The 15,099-nt window shown below is 57.0% G+C and carries 15 protein-coding genes; 10 read left to right on the top strand and 5 right to left on the bottom strand.

Annotated elements, in window-relative coordinates; all coding sequences use genetic code 11:
* Positions 1-19 precede the first annotated feature (19 nt).
* The 9 genes from I6L34_RS17915 (at position 20) to I6L34_RS17875 (ending at position 10,962) form a co-directional block, all read left to right on the top strand.
* Complete coding sequence (locus I6L34_RS17915; protein ID WP_058058044.1) at positions 20-1,255, top strand: HD-GYP domain-containing protein; 1,236 nt, start codon at positions 20-22, stop codon at positions 1,253-1,255.
* A gap of 353 nt (positions 1,256-1,608) precedes the next feature.
* Positions 1,609-3,279 carry a sensor histidine kinase gene (locus I6L34_RS17910; RefSeq protein ID WP_216955101.1) on the top strand — a complete coding sequence of 557 codons (1,671 nt, stop codon included), beginning with the start codon at positions 1,609-1,611 and terminating at the stop codon, positions 3,277-3,279.
* Positions 3,276-3,980 carry a two-component system response regulator BtsR gene (gene btsR / locus I6L34_RS17905; RefSeq protein ID WP_005350523.1) on the top strand — a complete coding sequence of 235 codons (705 nt, stop codon included), beginning with the start codon at positions 3,276-3,278 and terminating at the stop codon, positions 3,978-3,980. The genes I6L34_RS17910 and btsR overlap by 4 nt, the downstream gene beginning before the upstream one ends.
* Before the next feature lie 140 nt (positions 3,981-4,120).
* Positions 4,121-5,542, top strand: a complete 1,422-nt coding sequence (locus tag I6L34_RS17900; RefSeq protein ID WP_047437562.1) for a carbon starvation protein A — start codon at positions 4,121-4,123, stop codon at positions 5,540-5,542.
* A gap of 222 nt (positions 5,543-5,764) precedes the next feature.
* Positions 5,765-6,103, top strand: coding sequence for a DUF3302 domain-containing protein (locus I6L34_RS17895; protein ID WP_005337862.1), 339 nt, complete (start codon positions 5,765-5,767; stop codon positions 6,101-6,103).
* A 3-nt stretch (positions 6,104-6,106) separates the two neighbouring features.
* The gene (locus I6L34_RS17890; protein ID WP_144712432.1) at positions 6,107-7,144 is read left to right on the top strand and encodes an HlyD family secretion protein; all 1,038 of its coding nucleotides are present in this window, start codon (positions 6,107-6,109) and stop codon (positions 7,142-7,144) included.
* Positions 7,145-7,258: 114 nt separating this feature from the next.
* A complete protein-coding gene (locus tag I6L34_RS17885; RefSeq protein ID WP_216955100.1) occupies positions 7,259-9,019 on the top strand; it encodes a DEAD/DEAH box helicase in 1,761 nt (586 codons plus the stop codon).
* Positions 9,020-9,131: 112 nt separating this feature from the next.
* A complete protein-coding gene (gene dacB / locus I6L34_RS17880) occupies positions 9,132-10,571 on the top strand; it encodes a D-alanyl-D-alanine carboxypeptidase/D-alanyl-D-alanine-endopeptidase (RefSeq protein WP_216955099.1) in 1,440 nt (479 codons plus the stop codon).
* Between the two features lie 127 nt (positions 10,572-10,698).
* Positions 10,699-10,962 (top strand): GrxA family glutaredoxin, encoded by a 264-nt coding sequence (locus I6L34_RS17875; protein WP_005337870.1) that lies wholly within the window; start codon positions 10,699-10,701, stop codon positions 10,960-10,962.
* A gap of 123 nt (positions 10,963-11,085) precedes the next feature.
* Here I6L34_RS17875 and I6L34_RS17870 read toward each other — a convergent pair whose 3' ends face one another.
* Entirely contained in the window at positions 11,086-11,931 is an 846-nt protein-coding gene (locus tag I6L34_RS17870) for an endonuclease/exonuclease/phosphatase family protein (protein WP_005350508.1), read from the bottom strand.
* 107 nt (positions 11,932-12,038) lie between these two features.
* Here I6L34_RS17870 and I6L34_RS17865 point away from each other — a divergent pair, with 107 nt between their 5' ends.
* A complete protein-coding gene (locus I6L34_RS17865) occupies positions 12,039-12,263 on the top strand; it encodes a hypothetical protein (RefSeq protein WP_005337874.1) in 225 nt (74 codons plus the stop codon).
* On the opposite strand, the gene yciA is transcribed toward I6L34_RS17865, so the two are convergent.
* From yciA to I6L34_RS17845, 4 genes are all read right to left on the bottom strand, one after another.
* The gene (yciA, locus tag I6L34_RS17860; protein ID WP_033113469.1) at positions 12,264-12,668 is read right to left on the bottom strand and encodes an acyl-CoA thioester hydrolase YciA; all 405 of its coding nucleotides are present in this window, start codon (positions 12,666-12,668) and stop codon (positions 12,264-12,266) included. It abuts the gene before it with no gap.
* 59 nt (positions 12,669-12,727) lie between these two features.
* Positions 12,728-13,546, bottom strand: a complete 819-nt coding sequence (locus I6L34_RS17855) for an NAD-dependent epimerase/dehydratase family protein (RefSeq protein WP_216955098.1) — start codon at positions 13,544-13,546, stop codon at positions 12,728-12,730.
* Between the two features lie 310 nt (positions 13,547-13,856).
* On the bottom strand, positions 13,857-14,459 hold the full coding sequence (locus I6L34_RS17850; protein ID WP_216955097.1) for a hypothetical protein: 603 nt from the start codon (positions 14,457-14,459) through the stop codon (positions 13,857-13,859).
* A gap of 76 nt (positions 14,460-14,535) precedes the next feature.
* Positions 14,536-15,087 carry a hypothetical protein gene (locus tag I6L34_RS17845; RefSeq protein WP_216955096.1) on the bottom strand — a complete coding sequence of 184 codons (552 nt, stop codon included), beginning with the start codon at positions 15,085-15,087 and terminating at the stop codon, positions 14,536-14,538.
* Positions 15,088-15,099 lie beyond the last annotated feature (12 nt).

Genomic DNA, 15,099 nt, shown 5'->3' with positions numbered 1-15,099 from the left:
ACGAAATGCAGGTTAACCGATGGCACTGATCCAAGCCTCAATAGAGCAATTGAGAGTAGGCCACTATATCCATCTCCCCACGGGATGGACTAACCACCCGTTTATGTTCAATACCTTCAAGATCAAGGATCAGCAGCAACTCGACATTCTCCGTCATCTTGACCTCACCCTGCTGATGGTCGACCCCGACAAGAGCGATCTGCCCATCGAGCCGCTGCTGCGCGGCGATATCCCGGATGCCGGGCCTGACCTTGACGAGTTGGAAGAGCTGATTGCCTCGGGCCCGCCCCCCTTTGACGAGAAAGCCTTTCGCCGCTCCATGCGCGCCGCCGACAAAGCCTTTGGCCAATCCATGAGCGAGCTGCGTGATGCACTCGGGGCGCTGAACCTCAAACCGGATGAAGGGCTGGCCAATACCGCCCAGATCGTCCGTAATGCCGCCTTCACCCTCAGTCAGCACGAAGGGCCTCTCGGGCTCCACCTTATTCGCAGCCCCCACACCGATATCCTGCTGCAACACAGCCTCAATGTGGCTTTCATTGCCATGCTGATGGCACGCGAACTCGGCATGAACCCCATCGAGATTGAGGAGACGGGACTTGCGGGACTTATCCACGACATCGGCGAGCTGAAAATCCCAAGTCAAATCACCCAGAAACGCGGCGATCTCAGCAAGGCCGAGCAGAACTTCCTCAATATGCATCCCCAGTACGGGCTGGAGATGCTGACCCAGCTCAACGCCTTTGAGCCGAAAATTCGTCAGGTCGCCCATCTGCACCACGAGCGACTCGATGGCAGCGGTTATCCGCTGGGGATCAAGGGGGGCGAGATCCCGCCGCTGGCGCGATTGATCGGGCTGGTCGACTTCTATGACGAGCTGCTCCATCCCCGCAACAGCGGCAACCCGGCCGCGCCGAGTCAGGCCATCAGCCAGCTCTACAAGTTATCCCAGAAAAAGTTCGACCAGAATCTGGTCAAGTTGCTGATCAAAGTACTGGGAGTCTATCCGCCGGGATCACTGGTGAAACTCTCCGACGAGAGCATTGCGCTGGTGCTATCCACCGAGCCCACCATGCCCCTCAAGCCGAAGATCCTGCCCTATATCAAGGCCCAGCGGCCTGAAGCGGTCGCCATGATCGACCTGCGGGAAGACGAGCGTATTATTACCGGAGTATTGAAACAGGAAGAACTCGATGAGGGACAACGGCAGTTCTTCAACCTGACCCGCCGCTTCTGCTACTACTTTGCATTCTGAGTTATCCCCAGAAGCTGGGGATAACTCATTGGACAAACCGGAATAATTGCTCAAACCCCCATCAGAAGGTTGCCAACTGACCATGTATAAAAAACGCCCAGCCAAGGGGCCGGGCGGAGCATGCCACCTCCGTGTGGCGTATCCAGTGGATACATTCATGCTCCATCCATCAATATCAACCCGCTGCCGCTTACACAAATATCAATTTAACATGCTGATTTAATATGGTTTTATCCACTTGTTCTGGCAAACTGACGGCCCGTTACGCCCAGTTGGGCCAACAGAACAAGATCCTGATCACACTTATTCACGGGCTGGCTATTTTTTCAGCTGGCTTATGAGGAGCGTTTTTTATGCAGTTGGTCCTCTCCTTGCTGCAACAGATGAGCGTCAGCCTGGTGATCGCCTATCTCTTCTCGAAAAGCCCGCTGCTGCGCCCGCTTGCCAACTATTCAGTGAGACTACCTCACAAGATACTGATATACATCATCTTTTCCAGCTTTTGTATCCTCGGCACCTATGTGGGCCTCGATATCGATGATGCCATCGCCAACACCCGGGCGGTCGGCGCCGTCTTGGGGGGATTATTGGGGGGGCCGCTGGTGGGCTTTCTGGTGGGGCTGACCGGCGGTCTGCACCGCTATACGCTGGGGGGATTTACCGATCTCGCCTGCGCCATCTCCACCACCTGTGAAGGGTTGCTCGGGGGCATAGTGCACTGGCGACTGATGCGATCGGGGCGAACAGATGCCCTGTTTGAACCGCGCATCGCCTTTTTTACCACCCTCTACGCCGAGATCATGCAGATGGTCATCATCCTGCTGGTGGCGACCCCGTTCGACAAATCCCTGCTGCTGGTGCGCACCATCGCCACCCCGATGATTCTGGCCAACTCCTGCGGCGCGGCGCTCTTTATCAGCATGATCCGCGACCAGCAGCGGATGTATGAGAAGTTCTCCCGGGTCTTCTCCGCCAAGGCGCTCAATATCGCCAACCGCACAGTGGGGATCATGAGTCAGGGCTTTACCCCGGAGGCGAGCAACAAGATTGCCCGCATCATTCAGGAGGAGACCGGCGTGGGGGCGGTCGCCATCACGGACACCGAGCAGATCCTCGCCTTTATCGGCACCGGCGAAGATCACCATCTGCCGGGTACCCCCATTGCGTCAGCCATCACCATGCAGGCCATCGCCCAGAACAAGGTGCTGTTTGCCGATGGCAACAGTCAACCCTATCGCTGCAGCCTCTCCTCCGCATGCCAGCTGGGCTCTGTGCTGGTGATCCCGCTGCAGGGGGACAAAGGAGTGATCGGCACCATCAAGCTCTACGAGCCGAAGAAGCGGCTGTTTCTCAAGATCAACCACACCCTGGGGGAAGGGATTGCCAACCTGCTGTCACAGCAGTTGCTGGCCGGTCGGCTGGAGCAGCATCAGCGGCTGCTGGTGCAGTCCGAACTCAAGCTGATCCAGGCCCAGATCAACCCCCACTTTCTGTTCAACACCCTCAACACCATCAGTGCCATCACCCGGCGCGATCCGGACAAGGCGCGAGACCTTCTGCTGCATCTTTCGCTGTTCTTTCGCAAAAATCTCAAACGCCAGAGCGGCCTTGCGACCCTGCAGGAGGAGCAGGAGCACTGCCAATCCTATCTGGAGATCGAGCTGGCCCGTTTTGGCGATCGGCTGACGGTGATAAACGAAATCCCGCCCCATCTGGCCACACTGCACCTGCCCAGCTTCACCCTGCAACCGCTGATCGAAAATGCCATCAAGCACGGCATCTCGACTCTGCTGGAGCAAGGGCACATTCGCCTTTATACCGATGAGCATCCCACCAGCGTCACCATCCATGTGGAAGATAATGCAGGCACTTGGCAAGCACACCCCGCTGGCGACGGTCTGGGCATGAGCATTGTCGATCGGCGACTGAAAAGCGCCTTTGGCGAGCGCTATGGCGTGACTATTGCCTGCGAGCCTGAGCAGTGGACCCGGGTCTCGATCACCATCCCCAAGGAGCAACCATGATCCGCACCCTGATTGTCGATGACGAACACTACGCCCGCGAAGAGCTGAGGCAACAGCTGGCCTGCGATCCTGCCATCGAGATCGTGGGGGAAGCGGCCAACGCCATCGAGGCGCTGCCGCTTATTCAGCGCCTCAAGCCCGACGTGGTGTTCCTCGATATCCAGATGCCCAAGCTGAGCGGCATGGAGCTGGTCGCCATGCTCGACCCCCTGCCCCGCATCGTCTTTGTCACCGCCTTTGACGAATATGCCATTCAGGCCTTTGAAGAGAACGCCTTCGACTACCTGCTAAAACCGGTCGAGCCCGCCCGGCTCGCCAAGACCCTCGCTCGCCTCAAGCAGGATATCTCCCCGCAGCCCATCGAGCGGCTCGCCCCGACTATCGAACATATTCCGGGCTATCTGCACAATCGGGTCAGGCTGCTGCCCATCGCGCAGGTGGAATATGCCTTCTCCGATCTGGGCGGGGTCCATGTGGCCTGTCAGGGCGAGCTGTTCCACACCCAGCTCACCCTCAAATCGCTGGAAGAAAAGAGCCCGCTGCTGCGCTGCCACCGCCAGTATCTGGTCTCCCCCAACGCCATCTTCGAGATCCGGCTGCTGGATAACCAGCTGGCAGAGATTGTCACCCCGAGCGGCGCCCGGGTGCCGGTCAGTCGTCGCTATCTCAAGGAGCTCAAAGATCAACTGGGGCTGGACTGAGCCGCGGAGTGTGCGCCTGATCACAGCCGCCGACCGCTCGGCGCGCCAAAGCGCCGCTCGGGGAGTTTCACCTGCCAGCCAGGCGCAACCGTTTTAGACTAGCTCTGCACACTAAAAAATAACAATGCAGGAGCGTAGCAATGATCTGGTTCTTCCTCTGTGTCGGCTTACTTGTGGCCGGCTACTTCATATACGGCAAATTCATCGAACGGATATTCAGCCCGAAACCCGAGCTGAAAACCCCCGCCATCACCATGGCTGACGGGGTGGACTATGTCCCCATGTCGGACAAGAAAGTCTATCTGGTTCAACTGCTCAACATCGCAGGTGTCGGCCCTATCTTCGGCCCCATCCTGGGTGCCCTCTACGGCCCGGTCGCCATGCTCTGGATCGTCTTTGGCTGCATCTTCGCCGGTGCGGTACATGACTACTTCTCCGGCATGCTGTCGGTGCGCGCCAAGGGGGCCTCGGTGCCAACCGTGGTCGGTGAGCATCTGGGCACCGCCGCCAAGCACTTCATGAACCTGTTTGCCGTGGTGCTGCTGATGCTGGTGGGCGTGGTATTCGTACTGAGCCCGGCCGGCTTGCTCGCCAACCTCACCTCCACCGACCTGGTCTACTGGATTGTGGCAATCTTTGCCTACTACATCCTCGCGACCATAGTCCCCATCGACAAGATCATCGGTCGCTTCTACCCCATCTTCGGCGCCCTGCTGGTCTTCATGTCGGTCGGCCTCATCGTTGGCCTGATCGCCTCCGGCAAAGGCTTCTACAACACCGGGATGGACTTCTCCAACCTGCACCCGACCGAACTGCCGCTCTGGCCGCTGCTGTTCATCACCATCGCCTGTGGCGCGGTATCAGGCTTCCACGCCACCCAGTCACCGCTGATGGCGCGCTGCATGCAGAACGAAAAATCCGGCCGCTTCATCTTCTACGGTGCAATGATCGGTGAAGGGATCATCGCCCTTATCTGGTGCACCCTGGGTCTATCCTTCTACGACAGCACCGAAGCACTCAACGCTACCATGGCCAACGGCGGCCCGGCAGCCGTGGTACACGAAGTCTCCACCAGCCTGCTCGGCACAGTCGGTGGCATTCTGGCCATCCTCGGCGTGGTGATCCTGCCCATCACCTCTGGTGACACCGCGTTTCGCAGTGCTCGTCTGATCGTGGCGGACTTCCTGAAGATGACCCAGAAGCCGCTGGCCAAGCGTCTGCTGATCGCCATCCCCATGTTTATCCTTGGCTTCATCATCTCCAAGGCTGAATTCGGGGTGATCTGGCGCTACTTCGGCTGGGCCAACCAGACCACCGCCGTCATCATGCTGTGGGCTGCAGCTGCCTACCTCATCAAAGAGGGCAAGCTGCACTGGATCTGCACCCTTCCCGCCATGTTCATGACTGCTGTCGTGATCACCTATCTGGCCAACGCCCCCATCGGGTTCGGGCTGGAGATGGGGACCTCCACCATCATCGGCCTGACTGCAACGGCGGCCATTACCGTGGCCTTCCTGATGAAGTTCCGCCAGCCGCTGGTCAGCAGTACCAGCGAAGGGTAAAAACAGCAAAAAATGCAGCGAAAGCAGCACAAAAAGGCGCCTGATGGCGCCTTTTTTAATGACAAAAAGACTAATAAGACAACTGTTGGATGGCTTCAGCTTCAATACAGCGAATAGCTTTAAGATTCCGGGCGAACTGACGATAAATGTGTGATTCTTAATTGCTTTAGTGCTTGTTGGAACCAATGATTAAGCTGTGCGTCATGCCAGTGGAGGTTATAAATGGCCCTTGATTATTTTGCACTTGGTCTGCTCGTCTTTGTCGGGCTGGTCATTTTTTATGGAGTCATCGTTATCCACGATATTCCTTACGAGATAGCCAAACATCGGAATCACCCTCATCAGGATGCCATTCACGTGGCAGGTTGGGTCAGCCTGTTTACCCTGCACGTGCTGTGGCCCTTCCTCTGGATCTGGGCAACCATCTATCGCCCCGATCGCGGCTGGGGCTTTAGCCAGCGGCTGCAAAAAGATGAAGAGGAGCTGGCGGCCCTCAAGCAGGAGTTAGCGGATCTGAAGAGCCGTATCAACACTATCGAACAGAGTGAGCAACAGGGATAAACCATGGACCTGCTACTGATCCTGACCTACACGGCGCTGTGTGTCGCCATATTCAAAATCTTCCGCATCCCACTCAACAAGTGGACCGTCCCCACCGCAGCACTGGGCGGCGTGCTGCTCATCGGCACCCTGATCATGCTGATGAACTACAACCACCCCTACTCCGAGATGGCGCGCAACTACTACGTCTCCACCCCCATAGTGCCGCTGGTCAAGGGCCGGGTCGTTGAGGTTCCGGTGCAGGCCAACCAGCCGGTGAAAAAAGGCGACGTGCTGTTTCGCCTCGATGACGAACCGTTCCGCCTGAAAGTGGAGAGCCTCACCGCACGGGTCGAATCCAACCGCGAGCACCTCAAGTCCATTGAGGCAAGACTGCGCTCCGCCAGGCTGGATCGGGATCGCGCCAGCGACCTGATGCGCCGTGGCGTGGGCAAGCAGCGTGACCTCGACGTCACCCAGGCCAACGTGGATGACATCGTGGCCCAGATTGACCAGCAGAAAGCCACCCTGAACGATCTGCAGGCCCAGCTGATGGAAGCCAAGTACCAGCAGTCACAAACCGTGGTCTATGCCCCGAGCGATGGTCATGTGGTGCAGTTGGCCCTGCGCCCCGGCATGATCGCCACCCCCTTCATGTATCGTCCGGTGATGACCTTCATCCACAAGGATGACACCGCCTACGTCGGCTGGTTCTGGCAAAACAGCATGCAGCGACTGGCGGTGGGCGATGAGGCCGAAGTGGTGATCGATGGCGTACCCGGCAAGATCTTCAAAGGCAAGGTGACAGCCGTGGTTCCGGCCATTGCCGCCGGTAACGTGCAGGCCAACGCCGGTCTGCTGGATCAGACCACGGCGGTGCGTCCGGGTCGCCTGCCGGTGGTTATCTCCATCACCGACCCCGAGTGGGCCAAGTATCAGATGATTGCCGGTGCCAGTGGGCAGGCCGCGGTCTACACCCAGTACTTCCACCATGTATCTGTGATGCGCAAAGTGCTGCTGCGCATGGCAAGCTGGATGAACTACATCTTCCCGTTCCATTGATCAGCACCAAAGCACCCAGCGGGCCGGCATCATGCCGGCCCGCTGTTTTTGTGGCGGCAAGCACCCTATAATGGCGCCACCCTGCGCCGTACCATGCCAAAACGCCACGCCCTCATGTTCGTTCTCAGACCCTATCAGACCGACGCCGTCAACGCCGTGATCAGCCACTTTCGCAAACACCCGGATCCCGCCGTGGTGGTGCTGCCCACCGGGGCCGGCAAGAGTCTGGTGATCGCCGAGCTGGCCCGCAAGGCACGCGGTCGGGTACTGGTGCTGGCCCACGTCAAGGAGCTGGTGGAGCAGAACCACGCCAAGTACGAGGCGTGGGGGCTCAAGGCCGACATCTTCGCCGCCGGTCTGGATCGCAAGGAGGCGAGCGCCCAGGTGGTGTTTGGCTCGGTGCAGTCGGTCGCCCGCAATCTGGATGCCTTCGACGGGGCGTTTTCGCTGCTCATCATCGATGAGTGCCATCGGGTCTCGCTCGATGATGACAGCCAGTACCATCAGGTGATCGACCACCTCAAGGCCGCCAATCCGGCCCTCAAGATCCTCGGTCTCACCGCGACCCCCTATCGGCTCGGGCTGGGCTGGATCTACCGGCGCCACTACCACGGCATGGTCAAAAGCCACGGCGAGCGGCTGTTCGGCGACTGCGTGTTCGAGCTGCCCTTGCGTTTTATGGTGAAAAACGGCTACCTGACGCCGCCGCGCATGGTGGATGCCCCCATCGTCCACTACGACTTCAGCAAGCTGGTGGCACGGGAGAACGGCCTCTTTAGCGAGGCGGATCTCAACGGCGAGCTCAAGCGCCAGCAGCGGGTCACCCCCCATATCCTGAGTCAGGTGCTGGAGTATGCCGCCGACCGGCAAGGGGTGATGATCTTCGCCGCCACCGTCGAACACGCCCGCGAAATTCACGGCCTGCTTGGCGCCAGAGGCCAGCAGGCAGCCCTTATCACCGGCGAAACGCCGGGGCCGGAGCGCGATGCCCTCATCAACGCCTTCAAGGCGCGCGAGCTCAAGTTTCTGGTCAACGTGGCGGTGCTCACCACCGGTTTCGATGCCCCTCATGTCGATCTTATCGTGATGCTCAGACCTACCGAGTCGGTCTCGCTCTATCAGCAGATCGTCGGGCGGGGCCTGCGCCTCTCGCCGGGCAAGACAGATTGTCTGGTGCTCGACTATGCGGGCAACAACTTCAACCTGTTCGCCCCCGAAGTGGGGGAGCCCCGCCCCCATGCCGGTACCGAGCCGGTGCAGGTGCCCTGCCCCGCCTGCGGTTTTGCCAACACCTTCTGGGGCAAGACCGACGAGGATGGCAAGGTGATCGAGCACTACGGCCGCCGCTGTCAGGGGCTGTTTGAAGATGACGAGGGCAACCGCGAAGAGTGTGACTACCGCTTTCGCGCCAAGATCTGCCCCGGCTGCGGTGCGGAGAACGACATCGCCGCCCGCCGCTGCCAGAGCTGCGATCAGCTGCTGGTGGACCCTGACGACAAGCTCAAAGAGGCGCTCAATCTCAAGGATTGCATGGTGATCCGCTGCGCCGGGCTAACCCTCACAGCCGGGCGCGGCAAACAGGGGGAGCGGCTGGAGGTGACTTACCACGATGAGGATGGATTGACCCTCAATGAATACTTCGGATTTCACTCCCCGGGCGCACGGCGCTTGTTTCAACAGCACTTTGTGCGTCATCATTGGCCCGCCCCGGGGCTGGAGCCCGAATTTGCCACCCTGGCGAGCGTGCTGGCGGCAGAAAGCCAGTTTCGCCATCCCGATTTCGTCATCGCCCGCAAATCGGGTCGCTTCTGGCAGATAAAAGAGAAAATTTTTGATTATGAGGGTCGCTATCGTACCGCCAACTCGATGGCATGATGGCGACCGGCATACATGGCATGAATTGCGTTACCCCGTCGATCCCGCATCGGCGGGTTGAATTATCAGGGTCGGCACCACTGCCGGGCCCTTCGTCACGTTAGAGGATGTTATGCAGCGGCTGTTGATTGGTTTTTGTGCTCTCTTTTCTTCTCTGGCGGCTCACGCCGCCCCGCTGACGCCCCCTCAGGGTGGCCAGTACGCCATCATGGTGCAGGGCAATAACGGCGTCGAGTTCGCCCGCCACGCGGATCAGATGATCGCCCCCGCCTCCACCATGAAGGTGCTCACCGCACTGGCAGCTCGCCTCGAGCTGGGTGCCGACTTCCGCTTCGCCACCGACATTCAGGCCCAACCCGGAGCCAAACAGGGTGACACCATCAACGGCGATATCTGGATCAACTTCGTCGGCGACCCCACCCTCTCCCGCATGGACCTGCTGGCCCTGTTCAAACAGCTCGGCGTCACCAGCATCAAGGGCAACGTCTACGTCAACACCGGCGCCTACAACGGCTACGAGCGCGGCAACGGCTGGTCGTGGGGGGATCAGACCCTCTGCTTCGCCGCTCCTGTCTCCTCGGTCATCATCGACAAGAACTGCGCCTACGGCACCATCACTGCCACCCAGATTGGCAAACCGGCGGTGGGCAATGTAGCTACCGGCGTCCCCATCGGCATCGGTGCCGACAACGTGGAAGTGATGAGCTATGGCGACATGGCGCGCCAGTTCTGCGCACTGGAAGTGGACATGGCCAAGGGCAACTTCTACGAGCTCAAGGGCTGCATCACCCCGAACAAGGAGCCGCAGGGGCTGCGTTTCGCCATTCACGACGTGGAAGCCTGGGGCTGGGACAACATCCGCTGGGCGATGAACCGTGCCGGTATCAAGCATGATGGCCTGCTGCGGGTCACCCACAAGGCCCCTGAAGGGGCAGAGACCCTCGGCACCCACTACTCGGTCTCCCTGCCGGTGATGCTCGCCAAGATGCTGAAGAAATCGGACAACCTCTATGCCGATACCTTCCTCAAAACCGTGGGCCGTCACTACTACAACAAGCCGGGCAGCTATCGCAGCGGCACCATGGCAGTGCGCGCCATCCTGACCAAGAACGGCATCGATCTGGGCAACGCAACTCTGGCAGACGGCTCCGGTCTCTCCGCTCACAATCTCATCAGCGCCCGTCAGATGATGTCGGTGCTCACCTTCATCCAGAAAAATGATGCCGAGCTTGGCCTGATCAAGCTGCTACCAAGCTCCCAGGTGGATGGCACCCTGGCGTGGCGCCGCAGCGTCACCGCCCCCATGATGAAGAACAAGGTGCACGCCAAGACCGGCACCATCACCGGCACCTCCAATCTGGTGGGCTTTATCGATACCGCGGGCGGCCAGCGCAAGGCTTTCGTGATGTTCCAGCGTGGCCTGTCCCAAGATCCGGCCACCCATGATCGCTACCGTGCCAGCAAGGCACCGTGGCCCTGGACTGTGTTCGAGAAGGGGGTGCTGGAGAGCATCTATCAGCAGCAGCCGATCCAGATCGCCGATGAGAGCTGAGCCAATAGGCCCACTCGAATCACGGTATCGATAATTTCGGCTTCAAGTCGCCACGAGGCAGGGCTATGCTGTTGCCTGCCTCATATCAACGGCCATACATAAACGGCTTAAAAAACGGAGAGAAAATATGTTTGCAGTGATTTTTGGTCGCCCGGGTTGCCCCTACTGTGTCCGTGCCGTACAGATCGCCGAGCAGCTGACCGAACAGCGCGATGACTTCAAATTCCGCTACGTGGATATCCATGCCGAAGGCATCACCAAAGAAGATCTGGCCAAGAGCGCCGGCAAGCCGGTCAATACCGTGCCGCAGATCTTCCTGGACGAGCAGCACATCGGTGGCTGCACCGATTTCGAAGCCTACGCCAAAGCGAATCTGGGTCTCTACCAGTAATTCTTGCGGGTCATCCCGAGCGGGTTGACCGCCAGAGCATATAAAAAATCCGGCGCCATCAGGCGCCGGATTTTTTATTAACGGAACTCGCACCATCCCTTGTCAGGAAGTCACAGACTGGGGTCAGGGAGTCACAGACTGAGCGGCAAAACGCGCAATGATGGGGTTGTGATCCGAGCTGTCGGTCGCCGGTGAACTCACCTCGACCAAATCCAGATTGCGGTAGTAGAGGTGATCCAGCGGGCGACCGAAGGCGGTGCGGCGCAAGTCAGGCACCGGCACGGCCTCTTGCAGGCCCAGCTCGTCCACCAATTTGCTTAACCAGAACTGACGTTTGTCGCTCCAGGTATTGAAATCACCGGCCAGGATCACCGGCCCCTGATGGCGGCGCACCAGCGCAGTCAAATCGTTGAGCTGCTCGCGGAAGGTGGCCATCCCCAGCTCGAAATTGACCGCATGGATATTGATGACCATGACGCCGTCAGGATCGCCCTGCAGCGGATAGAGGCTCACCAGCCCGGATTTGGGGATGCGCAGCAAGGGCTCGGGGGAGCGCACGCCACAGACGAACGCCTGCGGGGTCTTGGCCACCGTCATTACCCCGAACGACACGCCGCCCTGGGTGAAGGCTTGCAGCTGTTGCCACTGGAAATCACCGGCGCGCAGCCAGTCGAGCATATCGGGACGGGTGGCCGACTCTTGCAGCAACACCAGATCCTGCCCCTTGGCATAACTGTCCATCCCTTCGCGCCAGTTTTTACGCTGGCCCTTGTAGAGATTCCACACCGTCACCCCGAATTCACGGGGCAGCGCCGTGGTCGCCAACGCTACCAGCGGCGGACGCTGGCAGTCGAGTCCCGGCACAATCCCTTGAGCTGTGACCAGATGGTTCTGATCCGGCACCTCAAAACAACCTACCAACCCCAGGGTCAGCAGGGAGGTGCCAAGAATGCGATAACTATTTTTCATTGGCTAACAACCGCCCGCCTTTGCTTTTTGTTGCGACCATCACAAACGTCATCCACGCCGACTAAGCTGATAGTCCCTGTTCCACCCAACCAGAAGGACGCTGTCTCATGGCGAAAGAACTTCGGTACAACGTGACGTTTTATGATCAACAAGGAAATTGTCATCAAGTGGAGCTGGCCACCGTCTATCAGATAAGACGGGACCCTCAATGCGATCTCTGCCTGTTTGACACCCTGCAATATGTGGGCTCGGAAGAGATGCTGGAACGCATGATACGGCAAAAAACCGGGCTTGAGCAGGAAATATCCATCATCAATGCCCGGCTGATTTAATCAGGCACTCACCGGAACCGGGCGGGATTTGCCATGTTCGTCGATGGCGACATAGGTGAAGATCCCCTCGGTCACACAGTAACGCTGGGCATCGTTCTCCCGCAGTACCGGCTTGACCCACACCTCCAGCTTGAGCTTCATGGAGCTGCGACCGATCTTCATGCAGCGGCCGTAGCAGCAGACCACATCGCCCACCTTGACCGGACTGTGAAAGGTCATGCCTTCGACGGATACGGTACAAATACGTCCTTTTGCCAGCTCCTTGGCCATAATGCCCCCACCTATATCCATCTGGGACATGATCCAGCCACCAAAGATGTCGCCATTGGGGTTGGTATCGGCTGGCATTGCCAGGGTTCTCAGCAACAACTCCCCATCGGGGTGACGTTTTGTATCTACCATCATTACCGCCTCTCTCTCATGGATGGCGGCATGATAGGGGGCGATCTCCCCCTTGGCAAACCTCAATTGCCCGAGGCGGCGAGCTCGGCAAACCAGTGGGCCGGATCGGGCCAGCGATAGTTGAATCCCATCTGCTGGCAAATCAGCTGACCGTCGATGGGCTGAAATTCACCGGCAGGCTCGATAAAGACCGGCACGGGCAGCCCCTGCTGGCGCGCCGCAAAGGGGTAGAACTGCTCGCGACGCGGATGCACCGGTGCGCTCAGGTTGAAAACATCCCCGTCCTTGCCCCGCGCCAGCAGCAGCATGCAAGCCGCCACCACATCGTCCAGATGGACCAGATTGACCGACTGGGCGCCACCATCCAGGGTCTTGCCCGCGAGGAAGCGACCGGGATGGCGATCCGGGCCATAAAGGCCGGAGGGACGCACTATCATCACCGCCTCGAAACCGGCCGCCAGCACCGCCTGCTCCGCCGCCAGCATCCGCTCGCCACGGGCATGGCGGGGTTGGGGCACTTCACCCTCCTGCTGCCCCGCCCCCCACACCGAGGTGGCGCTAACAAACAATACCCGCCGGGTGCCATTCGCTTTGGCCAACGCGCAGGCCTTGGCTACCGCCTGCGGATAGTCATCGGCCTTGCTGGGCGGTACGCAGACCACCAGACTCTCGCAGGGGATGGGCCACGCATCCGACATATGGGCAGAAATCGTCAGCGGATAGGCGTTGATCCCCTCCCCCCGCAGACGGGCCGCCTTCTCGGCGCTGCTGACCGTGACTGCTACCTGCTTACCTGCCGCCAACAGGGCCCGCGCCAGCGGCAGCCCGAGCCACCCCGCCCCCAGAATGCCGATCGTCCCGGCGATATGTTGTTCTGTCATCGTCCCTTCTCCTGCTTGACGCTATGTGCCCCGCAGCTTACCTGCCTTGGAAAGAAAAGGAAGCCTTGGTCTGTAGATAGACAAATACCGATGAAATTGCGGTCTCTGATTTACACTTAGAACGTCATATTTTCCTAAATCACTGACACAGCCTAACTAAATGTTGAAGAAGCAAAAGCTGAGTTACTTAATATGTTTTACTTTTGAAAGGAGACACATATTATCAGCTAGAATATTAATGCCGCCTCCAATTACACCTCGACTACAACACATTTAACCTTACGAAATTTTACACTAAAATATTTTCAACTCACTGCTCTCTAACATAAGATGGTATAGGACTTAACCATTCAATTCTATTCGTTGACTCATTAAAGTGAACCAATACTATACTAGAATAACCATTCTTTGAAACATCATACCCTATATCTAATGCAGATATAGCACCTTGATTATAGTTTTGTAGAAAATCTAAATAAGCAAAAACTATTTTATTATAATCTGCATCCAGAGAGTATTTAGGTATCAATAATTTAAACTTATTTCCGTCTGTCGCATCAGAATAAATAGAGAAAGCATTCGAGTACGGATTATTATCAAAAACCTTACCTTTTGTTCCAATTAAGAACGGCTCAATTTTAGGTTTCCTCATTGTCTCGATTGTTAAATTAGACAACTTAACTTTTAAATGTTGATATAAATCCTTACCCATCTCACTTAAAAAACCAGCTGAAATTCCCGCAACAATAGTAGTCGGCATCAGCCACTCAAGACAAGCTTGTGGGCCAGGGTCTGGCCTTGATGCGACCATGGTGGGAATTCCACTCTGATTTAAATCATCAGCAAAGTCATGGAAAATGTCTTCTTCAAATGCTTCTGTGTAAATAAGAAAAACACCTTGTTCAATATTCATCTTTACTCCAATTACATTGAGGCAAACTCAAGAAATATCGATAATATAATAGTCAACCCCATATAAGACACAGTTATTAAACCTTACTTCTAAATGTATTTATTGCCTGCATAACATCGTTCAGCTCTTTATTTAAAAACATATTCTCCCTTGCCACGCTTTGATTAAAAACTTCATAATTTGCTTGTTCAGAAATCAGAGCAACCATAGAAAGATTTGATAAACTGGCGATCTGAGACAATTTTTCAAGTGCAATATCCTCTAAAGGTAATAATTCAGAAACTCGTTCCTCTATTTTACTTTTTGCGAGATTAAATCTGCTACTACCAACTTGACCAGTCCATACCGCCAACTCAACATAAGAAAAATCTAACGACTTTTTCATCTCCTTCGCTACATATACTCCGTGACATATTGCCTGCAAAGAACTTGATATTGACTGGACAATAATTAACTTTTGTTGATTTTCTGCAAGTTGAGCAGATTTTTCTGCCGCAGATGCAGACTTTAACGCCGCAACTGCAGAAATAATTGCTACAGCCAGAGCAAGAATACTTATAGCGTCTTTCCAGTTTTCAATAAAAAAATTAATAGTTTCCAAAATGGCCTCTAAATATTCAGGTTGCATTACAATATTTTA

This window comes from Aeromonas sp. FDAARGOS 1404, from assembly GCF_019047085.1.
Classification (GTDB): Bacteria; Pseudomonadota; Gammaproteobacteria; order Enterobacterales; family Aeromonadaceae; genus Aeromonas; species Aeromonas veronii.
The sequence above is the reverse complement of the archived record's forward strand: the minus strand, read 5'-3'. Positions and strand labels throughout refer to the sequence as shown.

What these genes read in the sequence shown, in the direction of transcription:
- I6L34_RS17915 (WP_058058044.1), top strand. Translation starts at nt 20, where the DNA reads ATGGCACTGATCCAAGCCTCAATAGAGCAATTGAGAGTAGGCCACTAT.
- I6L34_RS17890 (WP_144712432.1), top strand. Translation starts at nt 6,107, where the DNA reads ATGGACCTGCTACTGATCCTGACCTACACGGCGCTGTGTGTCGCCATA.
- I6L34_RS17865 (WP_005337874.1), top strand. Translation starts at nt 12,039, where the DNA reads ATGGCGAAAGAACTTCGGTACAACGTGACGTTTTATGATCAACAAGGA.
- btsR (WP_005350523.1), top strand. Translation starts at nt 3,276, where the DNA reads ATGATCCGCACCCTGATTGTCGATGACGAACACTACGCCCGCGAAGAG.
- I6L34_RS17845 (WP_216955096.1), bottom strand. Translation starts at nt 15,087, where the DNA reads ATGCAACCTGAATATTTAGAGGCCATTTTGGAAACTATTAATTTTTTT.
- I6L34_RS17875 (WP_005337870.1), top strand. Translation starts at nt 10,699, where the DNA reads ATGTTTGCAGTGATTTTTGGTCGCCCGGGTTGCCCCTACTGTGTCCGT.
- I6L34_RS17900 (WP_047437562.1), top strand. Translation starts at nt 4,121, where the DNA reads ATGATCTGGTTCTTCCTCTGTGTCGGCTTACTTGTGGCCGGCTACTTC.
- I6L34_RS17870 (WP_005350508.1), bottom strand. Translation starts at nt 11,931, where the DNA reads ATGAAAAATAGTTATCGCATTCTTGGCACCTCCCTGCTGACCCTGGGG.
- I6L34_RS17885 (WP_216955100.1), top strand. Translation starts at nt 7,259, where the DNA reads ATGTTCGTTCTCAGACCCTATCAGACCGACGCCGTCAACGCCGTGATC.
- yciA (WP_033113469.1), bottom strand. Translation starts at nt 12,668, where the DNA reads ATGATGGTAGATACAAAACGTCACCCCGATGGGGAGTTGTTGCTGAGA.
- I6L34_RS17895 (WP_005337862.1), top strand. Translation starts at nt 5,765, where the DNA reads ATGGCCCTTGATTATTTTGCACTTGGTCTGCTCGTCTTTGTCGGGCTG.
- I6L34_RS17855 (WP_216955098.1), bottom strand. Translation starts at nt 13,546, where the DNA reads ATGACAGAACAACATATCGCCGGGACGATCGGCATTCTGGGGGCGGGG.
- dacB (WP_216955099.1), top strand. Translation starts at nt 9,132, where the DNA reads ATGCAGCGGCTGTTGATTGGTTTTTGTGCTCTCTTTTCTTCTCTGGCG.
- I6L34_RS17850 (WP_216955097.1), bottom strand. Translation starts at nt 14,459, where the DNA reads ATGAATATTGAACAAGGTGTTTTTCTTATTTACACAGAAGCATTTGAA.
- I6L34_RS17910 (WP_216955101.1), top strand. Translation starts at nt 1,609, where the DNA reads ATGCAGTTGGTCCTCTCCTTGCTGCAACAGATGAGCGTCAGCCTGGTG.